Here is a 13,844-nt window from a genome sequence, read left to right as displayed (position 1 = left end):
ACCCGCTGTCGTCGTTCGATGTACCGGTGACGGGCACGCCGCTAGCGGGTCTGCGGAGCCGCCAGCTCGTTCGCGCCCGACGCTACCGACTCGCCGGCTGATCCCTCGTCCGCCGCGCCTGCGTCGGTCGGAACGGCCACGGCGCCCGCCGTGGTCGGAGCACCGACCGACGAGGCGGAGGAGTCGGTGGTCGCCGTGCCGTCGGCGGCGGTCGCGGGGGTCTTGGTCGTCAGCGGGACGCCCTTGAGCAGGGTGTTGGGGATCAGGTTGCCGGACGTCGCCTCGTCCGCCCCCGCCGCGGGGGCGGGCGAGCCGTGGACCGCGCCCGTGGCCAGATCGAGGTAGACGGGGTTCGAGTTGCGCACCATGCCGAGTTCGTCGGCGTTGGCGGCGAGGTTCTGCGGCGAGGACAGCACGTCGCGCTGCTCGCTGAACTTCTGCTGGTCGCGGACGAGCTCGGTCTTCGCGGCCTGCAGGTCGGAGATCTTGTAGGCGCCGTCGCTGAGGGCGATGCTGATGGCGAGCTGGGCCAGCAGGAGGACGAACAGCGCCGCCGTCGCGATGAGCGCGTAGGCGATCTTCGGACGGGCCCGTCGCTGCGACCGACTCGTGACGATCTCGACCGGGCGCGCCGTCGGGGTCGACGACGGCTGCGGACGGCTCGACGGGGTCGCGATGGCCAGGTTGCTGCTCATGCTTTTCTCCGGATTCGTTCGGCGGCGCGTAGTCTCACGGGCTTGGCGCGGGGGTTGAGGTCGCGTTCGGCGTCGGAAGCCAGCTCGGCCCCTCGGACGAGGAGGCGGAAGTCGGGACGGTGCTCCGGCAACTCCACCGGGAGGCCCTGCGGCGCCGTCGAGGTCGTCCGAGCGGCGAGTTCCCGCTTGACGAAACGGTCTTCGAGGGACTGGTAGGCGAGGACGACGATCCGCCCGTCGACGGCGAGACGGTCGAGGGCGACCGGGACGGCCGCCTCGAGCGAGGCCAGCTCGCCGTTCACCTCGATGCGGAGCGCCTGGAAGACGCGCTTGGCGGGGTGACCGGCACGCTGCAGGGCCATGGGCGTCGCCGCGATCAGGAGGTCGACCAACTCACCGCTGCGGGTGAGCGGGGAGTCGGCCCGGTGCTCGACGATCCGCCGGGCGTAGCGCGGAGCCAGCTTCTCTTCGCCGTACTGGTAGAAGATGCGCCGGAGCTCGCTCTCGGGGTACTCGGCGAGGACGCGCTCCGCCGTGACGGGCGAGGTGGGGTCCATGCGCATGTCGAGGGGCGCGTCCTTGGAGTACGAGAAACCGCGCTCGACCCGGTCCAGCTGCAGGGACGACACGCCGAGGTCGAAGAGCGCCCCGTCGACGGTGTCGAGATCGAGGTCGTCGAGCGCGTCGGCGATGCCGTCGTACGTCGTGTGCACGAGGCGAGCCCGGTCGCCGAAGGGTGCGAGCCGCTCACCGGCGAGGGCGAGTGCCTCCGTGTCGCGGTCGAGGCCGACGACGGTGAGCTCAGGGAAGGCCTGCAGCATCGCTTCGCTGTGGCCACCCATGCCGAGGGTGCAGTCGACGACGACGGCGCCGGGACGCGAGACGGCCGGGGCGAGGAGTTCGAGGGTCCGCTCGAGGAGGACGGGGGTGTGGATCTGATCGGCCATGACGACACGGGCTGTGCTCGTCGGCCCTGATCCCCATCCGTCGGGACCTGGCACCGGGGAAGGTGCGCCAGGGCTGACGGCTGAGGGTCGGGGCCCACGGGCTAGAAGAGCCCGGGGATCACCTCCTCGGTGGTGTTGGCGAACTCGGCCTCCTGGGCCTCGTAGTAGGTGTTCCAGGCGTCGGTGGCCCAGATCTCGGCACGGTTTCCCGCGCCGATGACGGTGAGGTCACGGCCGAGGCCGGCGTACTCGCGCAGTGTCGCCGGGATGGTGACCCGGTGCTGCTTGTCGGGGATCTCGTCGCTCGCGCCCGAGAGGAAGAGGCGCATGTAGTCGCGGGCCTGCTTGCTCGTGACGGGCGCCTGACGGATGCGCGAGTGCATGTCTTCGAACTCGCGCTGGCTGAAGACGTAGACGCACCGCTCTTGCCCACGGGTCATGACGAGGCCGGAAGCCAGTTCGTCACGGAATTTCGCGGGGAGGATGATGCGCCCTTTCTCGTCGAGCTTGGGCGAATAGGTGCCGAGGAACATGCGCCCGTCTCCCCTCGCCCCGCACCCCGTCTGTGGCACGTACCTCCACTTTACTCCACAACCCACCACGAGACAATGAAAAGGCGGGTCCTCCGCCGCGTGTCCGGCCTGCGATCCGCTCCAGTTCGGGGGCCACACGGGTGGAGGACGGTGGAGGAAAAGGACCACGAGGAGGCGCGTCCTGCGTGTCGCGCGCCTCCTGCAGGATGGATGGGCGCACGAAAAAGGGGCCGGCCATAAGGCCGACCCCTGTGGTCGTGGTGCTGGTGGCGTCTAGGAGCGCTCGTCGCCGTCCTGGCGGCGGTCCCACCGGTCGTTGAGTCGATCCATCAGGCCCCCCTTGGCGGGATGCGCGGGGCGGGAGGTGGAGGAACGGGGAGCCGACGGCATCGAGGCCGTCGAGGACCGCTTCCGCTTGGGAGGCGCGATGGCGAACAGCACGCCGGCGAGCATGACCACGAACCCCGCCACGCCGATCAAGGGCTGGCGGAAGATGACGCCCGCGACGATCACGGCGATGCCGACGAGCGCCCCGAGGACCCCGACCACGACCAGCGTGTAGTTGGGTCTGGCGCCGCGGGTCCCGACCGTCGCCACGAAGTCGGAGTCGTTGTTGTAGAGACTCCGCTCCATCTCTTCGAGGAGCCGCTGCTCCTGTTCGGAAAGTGGCATCTTGGTGTTCCCTTCGAGCACGGGCTCTCAAGCGCGAGGCGGGAGCCTCGGGATCGACGCGATGAGTAGCTGCGAGTGTATGCCCGACAGCTATCGCTAGGCTAGGCAGCGTGGCTGAGAGTACGCGGTTAGTGGACGTCGTTCAAGAGCGCATCGATCGGTTCCTCGAGCGTCAGCGACCGGCCCTCATGGGCATCGCTCCCGACCTCGATCCATTCTCGCTCTACTCGGGCGATCTGCTCCGCGGCGGGAAACGCTTCCGGGCTCTCTTCTGCTACTGGGGCTGGCAGTCCGTCGCCGGGCTCGACACCGGATTCGATCCCCTCGGGGAGCCCCGCGACGAACGCGAGATCGACGCCGTCATGACCGCTTCGGCGGGGCTCGAGTTCTTCCACGCCGCCGCGCTCGTGCACGACGACATCATGGACAACTCGGACACGCGCCGCGGACTCCCGGCGGCGCATCGGCGCTTCGAGTCCCTGCACCGCGAGGGGGCCTGGCTCGGGTCCCCTGAGGCGTTCGGTCGCTCGGGAGCCCTCCTCATGGGAGACCTCCTCCTGGCGTGGAGCGACGAGCTCCTCAGCGAGGCCCTGGACTCCCTCCCGTCCCGTGACGCCGCCCGCGCGGCCCGCCTCGAGCTCAACCGGATGCGGACCGAGGTCACGGTGGGCCAGTACCTCGACATCCTCGAGGAGAACGCCTGGCGGACGGTCGACGAGGTGCAGCTGTTGCCGCGTGCCCAGCGCGTCATCGTCTACAAGTCGGCGAAGTACAGCGTCGAAGCCCCGCTGACCGTCGGCGCGGCCATGGCCGGGGCCGACCGGCCAGCCCTCGAGTCCCTGCGGCACTTCGGGCTGCCCCTCGGCATTGCCTACCAGCTGCGTGACGACCTCCTCGGCGTCTTCGGCGATCCCTCGGTCACGGGAAAGCCCGCGGGCGACGACCTCCGAGAGGGCAAGCGCACCGTCCTCGTGGCGACGGCCCGCCGAGCCCTGCCCCCCGGGGCCGTCCGCCTGCTGGACGAACTCCTCGGTGACCCCGAACTCGACGACGACCAGATCAGCATGCTCCAGGCGACGCTCCGCGACAGCGGTGCCGTCGACGCCGTCGAGCAGACGATCACCGATCAGGTGGAGCGTGCCGTCCACGCACTCGAGAGGTCGGGACTCGCGCCGTCGGCCCGGACGCAGTTGACGCGACTCGCCGAGACCGTCACGCGCCGCACCTCCTGACGCCCCCTGCGCCAGGGCGGCCGAGGATCGGCAGCCGCCAGAGGGACGGATCAGGTCTAGAGCAGGCTCTGCGCGATGCGCCGGACCTCGGCTTTGCGTCCGGCCTGGAGGGCGGCGACGGGGCTCGTGCCGAGGGCCTCGTCGTGCGACAGCATCCAGTCGAGGGCCTCGTCGTCGTCGAACCCGTTGTCCGACAGGACCGTCAGGGTGCCCCGGAGGTCGTGCCTCGGCTCGGAGCCGTCGAGGAAGACGGCCGGCACCCTGGTGACGCCGTCCACGCGGGTCCCGACGAGGACGTGCTCCTCGAGAAGGCGCCGGACGCGGCTCACGCCGAGGCCGAGCCGCTCGACGAGGTCGGGCACGGTGAGCCATTCGGTGTCGGCGAACCAGGGGCGTTGAGAGAGATCGGTCACGCCACAACCTTGCCACGGGTTCGTGGCCCTCGCTGCGCCTCCTCGTCTCCCTCTCGGGGGGTCGAGTCACATGCGCAACATCCGTCACGCTGATTGACTTGGATATCCACGTGTGCCAACTTTGGACGACGTGGCACCGCGGCTCACCGATCACCCAGCGACCGTGTCCCCGCCCCCGAACCGAGGATCAGCCCATGAACGACGTCAGTTCCGCCCGCCCCGACTCCGAGTCCGTGACGACCCAGGACGCCCGGTCGACCAGTGCCTTCGGCCCCCTCGGTGGCGGAGACGAGCGCAAGCCCCTCTCCCGCATGGCCCGGTCGATGCTCAACACCGTCCCGATCGTCCTGGCGGGCTCGATGGCCCTCAGCATGGGCGTCACGGGCCCCGTGTTCGCCCTCGACCAGAACCCGACGAAGAAGCCCGACGCGTCACCGCGTCCCGTGCTGCCTCCTCGACTGTCCGCGCCCGAGCAGAAGACCGCGGCCACGGTCGAGACGGCCGCGACCTCTGCCACGGTCTTCGGCGCGGCCCCCGCCACGTACACCGTCAAGTCGGGCGACACGGTCGCGAGCATCGCCGGCTCGTTCGGTCTGAGCACCGCGTCGGTGCTCGCCCTCAACGGCCTCAGTTGGAAGTCCACCATCTTCCCGGGGCAGACCCTGAGCTTGAGCGCCGCCACGAGCGCCGCAGCCAAGCCGTCCGCCGCGCCCGCCCCGGCCAAAGCGACGGGCGGCCGGTACGTCATCGTCCGTGGGGACACGCTGAGTTCCATCGCGCGTGCGCACGGCGTCACGACCAGCGCGCTCATCCAGGCGAACGGGCTGGGACTGTCGAGCATCATCTACCCGGGCCAGACCCTGACCGTCCCGACGGGCGCCTCCGCCGCCGCCCCGACACCGGCCCCCGCCGGGGGGCCCGCGGTGGGCAGCTACGTCATCCAGCGGGGTGACACCATCGCCTCGATCGCCGCGAAGTCGGGGACGAGCGTCAAGGCCCTCCTCGCCGCGAACGGCCTCTCGTTCACCAGCACCATCTACGCCGGCAAGACCCTCACCCTCCCCGGCGCCTCCGCGCCGACCGCCACGACCGTCGTCGCGTCGACGTCGGCCGCACCCCTGGGCGTCAGCGCGACGTTGACCGCCGAGCAGGCCGCCAACGCCCGGGTCATCATCTCGGTCGGACGCCAGCTCGGGGTCGGAGACCGTGCGATCGTGATCGCCCTGGCCGCGGCCGCCCAGGAGAGCAGCCTCCGCAACCTCGACCACGGCGACCGTGACTCCCTCGGCCTCTTCCAACAGCGTCCGAGCACGGGTTGGGGCACCCCCGCCCAGCTGCGCGACCCGGTGCACGCGACCAAGCTCTTCTTCGGTGGCGCGAGCAACCCCAACACCGGCAAGACGCGCGGCCTCCTGGACGTCAAGGGGTGGCAGTCGATGTCCCTGACGAAGGCGGCCCAGGCCGTCCAGTACTCGGCGTTCCCGGATGCCTACGCCAAGTGGGAAGCTCCGGCCACCACCTGGCTCGCGACCCTGCGCTGAACCCCGGACGACCCACCTGCTGGGCGGTTTTCCGCCGTGCGGTGAGTTGGGACACCCGCACGGCCCTCGGTCCGTAAAATCACGAAGGTGAGCGTGAACCAGACTGACCCGATGATCGGCCGTCTCATCGAGGGCCGGTACGAGGTCCGTTCGCGCATCGCCCGAGGTGGCATGGCCACCGTGTACCTGGCCACCGACCTGCGACTCGAACGTCGCGTCGCGATCAAGATTATGCACGGCCACCTGGCCGACGACGCGTCGTTCAAGGAGCGCTTCATCCAGGAGGCGCGCTCGGCCGCCCGCCTGGCCCACCCCAACGTCGTCAACGTCTTCGACCAGGGCCAGGACGACGAGTCGGCCTACCTGGTGATGGAGTACCTGCCCGGCATCACGTTGCGCGAACTCCTGCAGGACCACAAGGTGCTGACGCCCGAGCAGGCGATGGACATCCTCGAAGCCGTCCTCGCCGGTCTCGCCGCCGCCCACCGCGCCGGCATCGTGCACCGCGACCTCAAGCCCGAGAACGTCCTCCTCGCCGACGACGGACGCATCAAGATCGGCGACTTCGGCCTGGCGCGGGCCGCGACGGCCAACACCGCCACGGGTGCCGCGCTGTTGGGGACGATCGCGTACCTCTCCCCCGAACTCGTGACCCGCGGCATCGCCGACACCCGCAGCGACATCTACGCGCTCGGCATCATGATGTACGAGATGCTCACGGGCGAGCAGCCCTACAAGGGCGACCAGCCCATGCAGATCGCCTACCAGCACGCCAACGACACGGTCCCCACCCCGAGCTCCGCCAACCCCCGCGTGCCGGTCGAGTTGGACGAGCTCGTCCTCTGGGCGACCGCTCGCGACCCCGAACAGCGACCGAGGGACGCCCGGGCCCTGCTCGACCAACTCCTCGACGTGCAACGGGTCCTGGCCGATCCCTCGGGACCACCCGCGAACCGGACGATGGTGCTCCCTGCCGCGGGCGCGACTTCCGTCCTGCCGTCCGGCGGCACGGGCGAGACGCAGATCCTGCCCAAGGCACGACACCGGACCGGGCCGGTCCAGGCCGCACCCGACGACGCCGCCACGACGCTCGCGGCCGTCGCCGACCGTCGTCGGCGGCGGGGACGGGTGCTCATGGCCGTCGTCGTCGCGGTTGCGCTGCTCGCCGGAGGGACCGGCTGGTGGTTCGGCTCGGGTCCCGGGGCGCAGGCGTCCGTCCCCGACGTGTCAGGACGGGCACCGGACGCGGCGACGGCCGCCCTCACGTCGGCCGGCTTCGTGGTCGCCCCCGATCCCCAGACGGACTTCTCCCCGGTGGTGCCCTCGGGCCAGGTCGCGCGCACGGACCCCGACGCCACGACCCGAGTGCAGAAGGGGTCCACGATCACCCTGGTCGTCTCCCAGGGGCCCCGGCAACTCCCGGTCCCGACCGTCGTCGGCGACACCGAGACCGCGGCCACCGAAGCACTCTCGGACTTCACGCTGGAGCCGACGTCGAGCCAGTTCGACGAGTCGGCCGCCGGCACCGTCCTCGGGATCAGTGGCGTGGACGACGCGGGCACGCCGGTCGATCTCGCCGGAACAGCCCAGTACGGAGAACGACGACCCGTGACGCTCACCGTCTCGCTCGGCCCCGTCCCGGACGTGGCGGGCCTCTCGGTGGCGGACGCGCAGGGCGCTCTCGCGGGGGCACAGTTGACGGGTGTGGAGAGCGGAACGGAATTCAGCGATGCGGTCGCCTCCGGGGAGGTCATCCGGTACGAACAGCAGGCCGAGGGTCCGCTCCGACAAGGCGACACGGTCAACCTCGTCGTGTCGAAGGGCCCGCCGCCCATCACCATCCCGGACGTCCGAGGCAAGACCATCGACGCGGCCACGTCCCAGTTGCAGGGTCTCGGCTTCCGGGTGAGCTACCCGACCTGCACGGCCTTCACGTGTGCGTTCTACGACTGGGAGGCCCGCCTGCCGGTCACCGAGACGAACCCCGTAGCCGGCCTGACCGCGACCAAGGGTGCGACGATCACGCTCACGTACCGGGTGGAATGAGTCTCGGCCTCCCCTGAGGCCGAGGGCACCGACGAGCTCTGAGGTCGAGGGCACCGACAGGGTGACGGCCCCGGGACCGAGGGTCCCGGGGCCGTCGCCGTGTCGACCGGGCTCAGTCGGCCGCGAGTTCCTCGGCCACCAGGAAGGCCAGTTCGAGCGACTGCATGTGGTTGAGGCGGGGGTCGCAGAGCGACTCGTAGCGCGTGGCGAGCGTCGCCTCGTCGATGTGCTCGGAACCACCCAGGCACTCGGTGACGTCGTCGCCGGTCAGCTCGATGTGGATTCCGCCCGGGTGGGTGCCCGCGGCACGGTGTGCCTCGAAGAACCCCTTGACCTCGTCCATGATCTCTTCGAAGCGCCGGGTCTTGTAGCCCGTGGGCGTCGTCAGACCGTTGCCGTGCATCGGATCGCTGACCCACAGGGGCGTCGCGTCGGCCTTCTTGATGGCCTCGAGGAGGGGAGGCAGGGCATCCCGGATGGTGCCCGCCCCCATGCGGGTGATGAAGGTCAGGCGCCCGGGCTCACGCTCGGGATCGAGCTTGTCGATGAGGCGCAACATGTCGTCGGCCGTCGTCGTCGGGCCGAGCTTGACGCCGATCGGGTTGCGCACCCGGGAGAGGAAGTCGACGTGGGCACCGTCGAGGTCGCGGGTCCGCTCGCCGATCCACACGAAGTGCGACGACAGCACGTACGGCGTACCCGTGCGCGAGTCGATGCGGGTCAGGGGGCGCTCGTAGTCCATGAGCAGGCCCTCGTGGCTGGTGTAGAACTCGACGCGCTTCAGTTCGTCGAAGTCGGCCCCCGCCGCCTCCATGAACCGGATCGCCTTGTCGATCTCACGGGCGAGGTGCTCGTACTCGGCGTTGGCCGGGTTGCGGGCGAAGCCCTGGTTCCAGCTGTGCACCTGGCGGAGGTCGGCGAACCCACCTTGCGTGAAGGCCCGGATCAGATTGATGGTCGAGGCGGAGGTGTGGTAGCCCTTCACGAGCCGCGAGGCATCCGCACGTCGGGACTCGGGGGTGAAGTCGTATCCGTTCACGATGTCACCGCGGTAGGCCGGCAGGGTGACGCCGTCCCGGGTCTCGGTGTCGCTCGAGCGCGGCTTGGCGAACTGCCCGGCCATGCGGCCCATCTTGATCACGGGGACGGACGCGCCGTACGTGAGGACGACGGCCATCTGCAGGATGGTCTTGACGCGGTCGCGGATCTGGTCCGCGGTCGCTCCCGCGAAGGTCTCGGCGCAGTCACCACCCTGCAGCAGGAACGCTTCGCCCCGGGCCGCCGACGCCAGCCTGGTGCGCAACGTGTCGACCTCGCCGGCGAAGACGAGCGGAGGCAGGGTGGACAGCTCGGCCGAGGCGGCCTCGACGGCTGCACCGTCGTGCCAGGTGGGCTGCTGCTTGATGGGGAGCGTGCGCCAATGGTCGAGACCGTCGATCACGTCGGGATCGGTGACGACGAACGGTTCGGTGAGCTGGGCCACGGTCTTCCTTGCCACTTGACGGTCTCGAGGCCGAACGACCTCGACAGGCGAGCCTACCGTGAAAGGGTCGGGCGCTTCTCTTTGACGCTGGTCGCGTAGACGTCGCTGTACTGCTGGCCACTGAGGGCGTTGAGCTCGTACATGATCTCGTCGGTGATGGACCGCAGGATGAAGCGGTCGCCTTCCATGCCCTCGAAGCGGCTGAAGTCGAGGGGTTCACCGAACACGATCCCGACCCGGTGCAGGCGAGGGATCTTGGTACCGGTCTTCATCACCTTCTCGGTTCCGATCATGGCGACGGGGATCACGGGCACGTGACCCTCGAGGATCATGCGCGCCACGCCCGTCCGACCGCGGTACAGCTTGCCGTCGGGGCTGCGGGTGCCCTCGGGGTAGATGCCGAGTTGCTCGCCTCGACGGAGGACGGACAGGCCCGTCGCCAGCGACGCCTCGGAGGCCTTGCCCCCGGATCGGTCGATGGAGAGCTGACCCGTGGCCGTGAAGAACAGACGGATGGCCCACCCCTTGATGCCCTTGCCGGTGAAGTAGTCGCTCTTGGCGAGGAAGGAGATGCGCCGATCGAGGGCGAGCGGCAGGAAGATCGAGTCGACGAACGAGAGGTGGTTGCTCGCGAAGATGACGGCACCCGAGGCCGGGACGTGCTCACGACCGCTGACCCACGGTCGGAAGATCGACAGGACGAGCGGACTCGCGACCATCGTCTTCAGGAACCAGTAGAGCATCGGTGCTCCTCTCGTCGGGGCGTCGGGAGTCTAGCGGTCGCCGGCGTGGAGGCGGGCGAGGTCGGCGGCGCCCACGACCCCCGCGTCGTTCACCAGCTCGGCGATCACGAACTCGGGCTCGGGGTGGTAACCGCGAGCGGGCAGGTGCTCGAGGTAGGCCGCGCGGACGGGTGCCAGCAGCAGTTCGCCCGATTGCGCGACCCCGCCGCCGAAGACGAACACCTGCGGATCGAGGATCGCGCTCAGCGACGCGGCGGCTTGTCCGAGCCAGGTCCCGAGGCGGCGCAGGGCCTCGACGGCACCGTCGTCACCGGACTGCAGCAACAAGCTGACGTCGTGACCGGAGAGCTCGCCGCCGTTCGCCGTGCGGACGTCCGCGAGACCCCGGCCGAGGCCGCCCTCGTCGGCCACCTCACCGGCGATGCGCAGCAGCGCGCGCCCCGAGCCGTACTGCTCGATGCACCCACGGGCCCCGCAGCCGCAGGGCAGACCGTCGGGCACGATGCGCATGTGGCCGAGTTCGCCACCCGTGCCGAATCCTCCGCGCAGGAGGCGATCCTGCGCCACGATGGCACCGCCCACCCCCGTGCCGATGGTGAGCATGATCATGTCGCTGGCGAGACGACCGGCCCCGAACCGGAACTCGGCCCAGCCGGCGGCGTTGGCGTCGTTGTCGATGGTGATGTGCAGGTCGAGACGTTCGGACAGCCGCGCCCGGAGGGGCTCGTTGCGCCACGCGATGTTGGGCGTGTAGTACACGGTCGACTGTGCGGCGTCGATGAAGCCGGGCGCCGCGACACCGGCGGCGGCGACGTCGGGGTGGCGTGCCTGCAAGGAGGTGACCATCTCGACGACCGCGTCGACGATCGCACCCGCGTCGCCCGCGGGCGTCGCCACGCGCTCTTCGTCGACGATCTCGCCGAACTCGGTGACCACCCCGCCCGCGATCTTCGTCCCACCGATGTCGATTCCGATTGCCTGCACGAGGATCGAGTCTATCCTCGACGACCCACCACCTCGGGCACCCGCTCCTGCGAGGCCGCGTTAGGGTGGTCGGACCATCGTTCGGTACCGAAGGAGCTGCCGTGAACGAACACATCGTCCCCCCCGCCGTCCCCGCCGACCCGTCGGCGAACGCCACCGACCTGTTGCTCGCGCGGGCGGCGGCCACGCCCGACGAACCACTCTTCTCCGTGCCGGACGGACGAGGCGGCTGGCGCGACATCACGGCGGCTCGGTTCCTCGAGCAGGTGCGCGCACTCGCGAAGGGCCTGATCGCCGCGGGCGTCGAACCGGGCGACAAGATCGGCCTGATGTGCCGCACGCGCTACGAGTGGACGCTCATCGACTTCGCGACCTGGTTCGCAGGCGCCCTGCTCGTGCCCGTCTACGAGACGTCGTCGCCGGCACAGGTCCACTGGAACCTCAGCGACTCCGAGGCCGTGGCCGTCATCGTCGAGACCGCTGACCACTTCTCGCGGTTCGACGAGGTGCACCCCGAGTTGCCCGCCGTGACACGGGTCTGGCAGGTCGACCTCGGAGACCTCGACAAGCTGGCCGCGTCCGGTGTCGACGTCTCCGACGACGAACTCGAACGCCGCCGGAGCGCGGCCGTCGCCGGGGACGTCGCGACGATCATCTACACGTCGGGCACCACCGGCCGGCCCAAGGGCTGCGTGCTCACCCACGCCAACTTCGTCGAGACGAGCCGGAACGCCGCCGTCGCCATGAGCGACGTCGTGGCGCCCGGCTCCTCCACCCTCTTGTTCGTGACGACCGCACACGTCTTCGCGCGCTTCATCGCCGTGATGTCGGTCCACGCCGGCGTGAAGGTCGGGCACCAGGCGGACACGAAGCAGTTGCTGCCGTCGCTGGCCTCGTTCAAGCCGAGCTTCCTGCTCGCGGTCCCCCGCGTCTTCGAGAAGGTCTACAACTCGGCGGAGCAGAAAGCCGAGGCCGGGGGCAAGGGCGGCATCTTCCGGCAGGCCGTGGCCGTCGCGATCGCCCACAGTCGCGCGCTCGACGAGGGCACCGTGCCCCTGGGGCTCAAGCTCCGCTTCGCACTGTTCGACCGCCTGGTCTACAGCAAGCTCAAGAAGGCCATGGGCGGCAACATCCGCTACGCCGTCTCGGGTTCGGCTCCGCTCGGCACACGACTGGGTCATTTCTTCCGGAGTCTCGACATCCGCATCCTCGAGGGGTACGGACTGACCGAGACCACGGCGCCTGCGGCCGTCAACCTCGTCTCCAAGTTCAAGATCGGCACGGTGGGCCCGGCACTCCCCGGCGTCGGCATCACGATCGCCGCCGACGGAGAAGTGCTCGTCAAGGGCGTCAACGTCTTCGCGGGGTACTGGAAGGCCGACGAGGCCACGGCCGAGGTCCTCGACGACGGCTGGTTCCGCACCGGCGATCTCGGCTCGCTCGACGCCGACGGTTACCTGACGATCACCGGTCGCAAGAAGGAGATCATCGTCACCGCCGGAGGCAAGAACGTCTCCCCTGCGGCCCTCGAGGACCCGATCAGGGCCAATCCGCTGGTCGGCCAGGTCATCGTCGTGGGCGACCAGCGGCCGTTCGTCGCGGCCCTCGTCACCCTCGACACGGAGATGCTGCCGGTGTGGTTGAACAACGCCGGCGAGGCCGCCGACATGCCGTTGGCCGAGGCCGCCCGGCACCCCAAGGTCCGCGCCGAGGTCCAACGAGCCGTCGACGGTGCGAACGCCGCCGTGTCGCGTGCCGAGTCGATCCGCAAGTTCGAGATCCTGCCGGTCGAGTTCACCGAGGCCGGCGGGCATCTCACGCCCAAGATGAGCGTCAAGCGTGCCGTCGTGCTGAACGACTTCGCCCAGCAGATCGCCGACATCTACACCGCCCACCCCGACACCGAGTCGGTGCGCACGGTCACCGCACGGGGACGGTGATCAGGCGCGCCACCAGTCGGCGGCGCGGATCTCTCGCATGGCCTCGCGCTTCGTCTCGGGTTCGAGGGTGAGCACGTAGAGCGTCCCGTCGAGGTGGTCCGTCTCGTGCTGGAGGGCCTGGGCCATGAGTCCGGTGCCCTCGAGCACGACCTCCTGGCCGTCGAGGTCGACCCCTTCGACACGGGCGTACTCGTAGCGGGGGGTGGGGAACCAGAACCCCGGCACCGAGAGGCACCCCTCGTCGACGAGGGTCTTCTCTCCGGACACCTCGACGACGACGGGGTTGAGGACGTATCCGACCTCACCGTCGACGTTGTAGCTGAAGGCTCGGAGCGACACGCCGATCTGGGCGGCCGCGACCCCGGCTCGTCCCGGCTCGCGAACGGTGTCGAGGAGGTCCTCGACCAGGGACGCGAGCCGAGGATCGCCGACCGTCACGGGGTCGGACGCCGATCGAAGGACGGGATCGCCGAACAGGCGGATGGGTCTCACGCTCACGGCGCGCCTCCTGGGGTGGGTCGGGGTGTGGTGCGGTCGACGGGTCCCGACACCGTGACGACGACGGGTGGGCTGGTGCTGTCGCTTCGCAGAAGCCGACGCACGCCGCATCGACGT

13 protein-coding genes are annotated in these 13,844 nt (G+C 69.9%); 4 read left to right on the top strand and 9 right to left on the bottom strand.

Annotated features, from left to right (window positions below):
* Positions 1-41: 41 nt before the first annotated feature.
* The 4 genes from ACVJ1F_RS00285 to ACVJ1F_RS00270 all read right to left on the bottom strand — a co-directional run bounded on the left by ACVJ1F_RS00285 (position 42) and on the right by ACVJ1F_RS00270 (position 2,847).
* Entirely contained in the window at positions 42-695 is a 654-nt protein-coding gene (locus tag ACVJ1F_RS00285) for a hypothetical protein (RefSeq protein ID WP_456884076.1), read from the bottom strand.
* A complete protein-coding gene (gene rsmH, locus ACVJ1F_RS00280) occupies positions 692-1,642 on the bottom strand; it encodes a 16S rRNA (cytosine(1402)-N(4))-methyltransferase RsmH (RefSeq protein ID WP_456884075.1) in 951 nt (316 codons plus the stop codon). The genes ACVJ1F_RS00285 and rsmH overlap by 4 nt, the downstream gene beginning before the upstream one ends.
* Positions 1,643-1,743: 101 nt before the next feature.
* Positions 1,744-2,175 carry a division/cell wall cluster transcriptional repressor MraZ gene (mraZ, locus tag ACVJ1F_RS00275; RefSeq protein WP_055973040.1) on the bottom strand — a complete coding sequence of 144 codons (432 nt, stop codon included), beginning with the start codon at positions 2,173-2,175 and terminating at the stop codon, positions 1,744-1,746.
* A 273-nt stretch (positions 2,176-2,448) separates the two neighbouring features.
* A complete protein-coding gene (locus tag ACVJ1F_RS00270) occupies positions 2,449-2,847 on the bottom strand; it encodes a DUF3040 domain-containing protein (RefSeq protein WP_456884073.1) in 399 nt (132 codons plus the stop codon).
* A gap of 110 nt (positions 2,848-2,957) precedes the next feature.
* Here ACVJ1F_RS00270 and ACVJ1F_RS00265 point away from each other — a divergent pair, with 110 nt between their 5' ends.
* A complete protein-coding gene (locus ACVJ1F_RS00265) occupies positions 2,958-4,079 on the top strand; it encodes a polyprenyl synthetase family protein (protein ID WP_456884071.1) in 1,122 nt (373 codons plus the stop codon).
* A gap of 56 nt (positions 4,080-4,135) precedes the next feature.
* On the opposite strand, the gene ACVJ1F_RS00260 is transcribed toward ACVJ1F_RS00265, so the two are convergent.
* On the bottom strand, positions 4,136-4,492 hold the full coding sequence (locus tag ACVJ1F_RS00260; protein ID WP_456884070.1) for an Rv2175c family DNA-binding protein: 357 nt from the start codon (positions 4,490-4,492) through the stop codon (positions 4,136-4,138).
* A gap of 194 nt (positions 4,493-4,686) precedes the next feature.
* Between ACVJ1F_RS00260 and ACVJ1F_RS00255 the strand changes: the two genes are divergently transcribed.
* Positions 4,687-6,033 carry a LysM peptidoglycan-binding domain-containing protein gene (locus ACVJ1F_RS00255; RefSeq protein ID WP_456884068.1) on the top strand — a complete coding sequence of 449 codons (1,347 nt, stop codon included), beginning with the start codon at positions 4,687-4,689 and terminating at the stop codon, positions 6,031-6,033.
* A gap of 93 nt (positions 6,034-6,126) precedes the next feature.
* Positions 6,127-8,079 (top strand): Stk1 family PASTA domain-containing Ser/Thr kinase, encoded by a 1,953-nt coding sequence (pknB, locus tag ACVJ1F_RS00250; RefSeq protein ID WP_456884066.1) that lies wholly within the window; start codon positions 6,127-6,129, stop codon positions 8,077-8,079.
* Positions 8,080-8,191: 112 nt separating this feature from the next.
* Here pknB and ACVJ1F_RS00245 read toward each other — a convergent pair whose 3' ends face one another.
* From ACVJ1F_RS00245 to ACVJ1F_RS00235, 3 genes are all read right to left on the bottom strand, one after another.
* Positions 8,192-9,520 (bottom strand): class II 3-deoxy-7-phosphoheptulonate synthase, encoded by a 1,329-nt coding sequence (locus ACVJ1F_RS00245; protein WP_056047376.1) that lies wholly within the window; start codon positions 9,518-9,520, stop codon positions 8,192-8,194.
* Positions 9,521-9,615: 95 nt separating this feature from the next.
* Complete coding sequence (locus ACVJ1F_RS00240) at positions 9,616-10,305, bottom strand: lysophospholipid acyltransferase family protein (protein ID WP_056045016.1); 690 nt, start codon at positions 10,303-10,305, stop codon at positions 9,616-9,618.
* A 30-nt stretch (positions 10,306-10,335) separates the two neighbouring features.
* Entirely contained in the window at positions 10,336-11,289 is a 954-nt protein-coding gene (locus tag ACVJ1F_RS00235; protein ID WP_285063384.1) for an ROK family glucokinase, read from the bottom strand.
* A gap of 101 nt (positions 11,290-11,390) precedes the next feature.
* On the opposite strand from ACVJ1F_RS00235, the gene ACVJ1F_RS00230 reads away from it, so the two are divergent.
* A complete protein-coding gene (locus ACVJ1F_RS00230; protein WP_456884064.1) occupies positions 11,391-13,229 on the top strand; it encodes an AMP-dependent synthetase/ligase in 1,839 nt (612 codons plus the stop codon).
* Here ACVJ1F_RS00230 and def read toward each other — a convergent pair whose 3' ends face one another.
* Positions 13,230-13,727, bottom strand: coding sequence for a peptide deformylase (gene def / locus ACVJ1F_RS00225; protein ID WP_056045010.1), 498 nt, complete (start codon positions 13,725-13,727; stop codon positions 13,230-13,232).
* Positions 13,728-13,844: the final 117 nt, after the last annotated feature.

Source organism: Frigoribacterium sp. 2355 (assembly GCF_054060695.1).
The sequence above is the reverse complement of the archived record's forward strand: the minus strand, read 5'-3'. Positions and strand labels throughout refer to the sequence as shown.

Excerpts from the sequence above, each read along its gene's own strand:
- ACVJ1F_RS00285 (WP_456884076.1), bottom strand. The coding sequence starts at position 695 with ATGAGCAGCAACCTGGCCATCGCGACCCCGTCGAGCCGTCCGCAGCCG.
- rsmH (WP_456884075.1), bottom strand. The coding sequence starts at position 1,642 with ATGGCCGATCAGATCCACACCCCCGTCCTCCTCGAGCGGACCCTCGAA.
- mraZ (WP_055973040.1), bottom strand. The coding sequence starts at position 2,175 with ATGTTCCTCGGCACCTATTCGCCCAAGCTCGACGAGAAAGGGCGCATC.
- ACVJ1F_RS00270 (WP_456884073.1), bottom strand. The coding sequence starts at position 2,847 with ATGCCACTTTCCGAACAGGAGCAGCGGCTCCTCGAAGAGATGGAGCGG.
- ACVJ1F_RS00255 (WP_456884068.1), top strand. The coding sequence starts at position 4,687 with ATGAACGACGTCAGTTCCGCCCGCCCCGACTCCGAGTCCGTGACGACC.
- ACVJ1F_RS00240 (WP_056045016.1), bottom strand. The coding sequence starts at position 10,305 with ATGCTCTACTGGTTCCTGAAGACGATGGTCGCGAGTCCGCTCGTCCTG.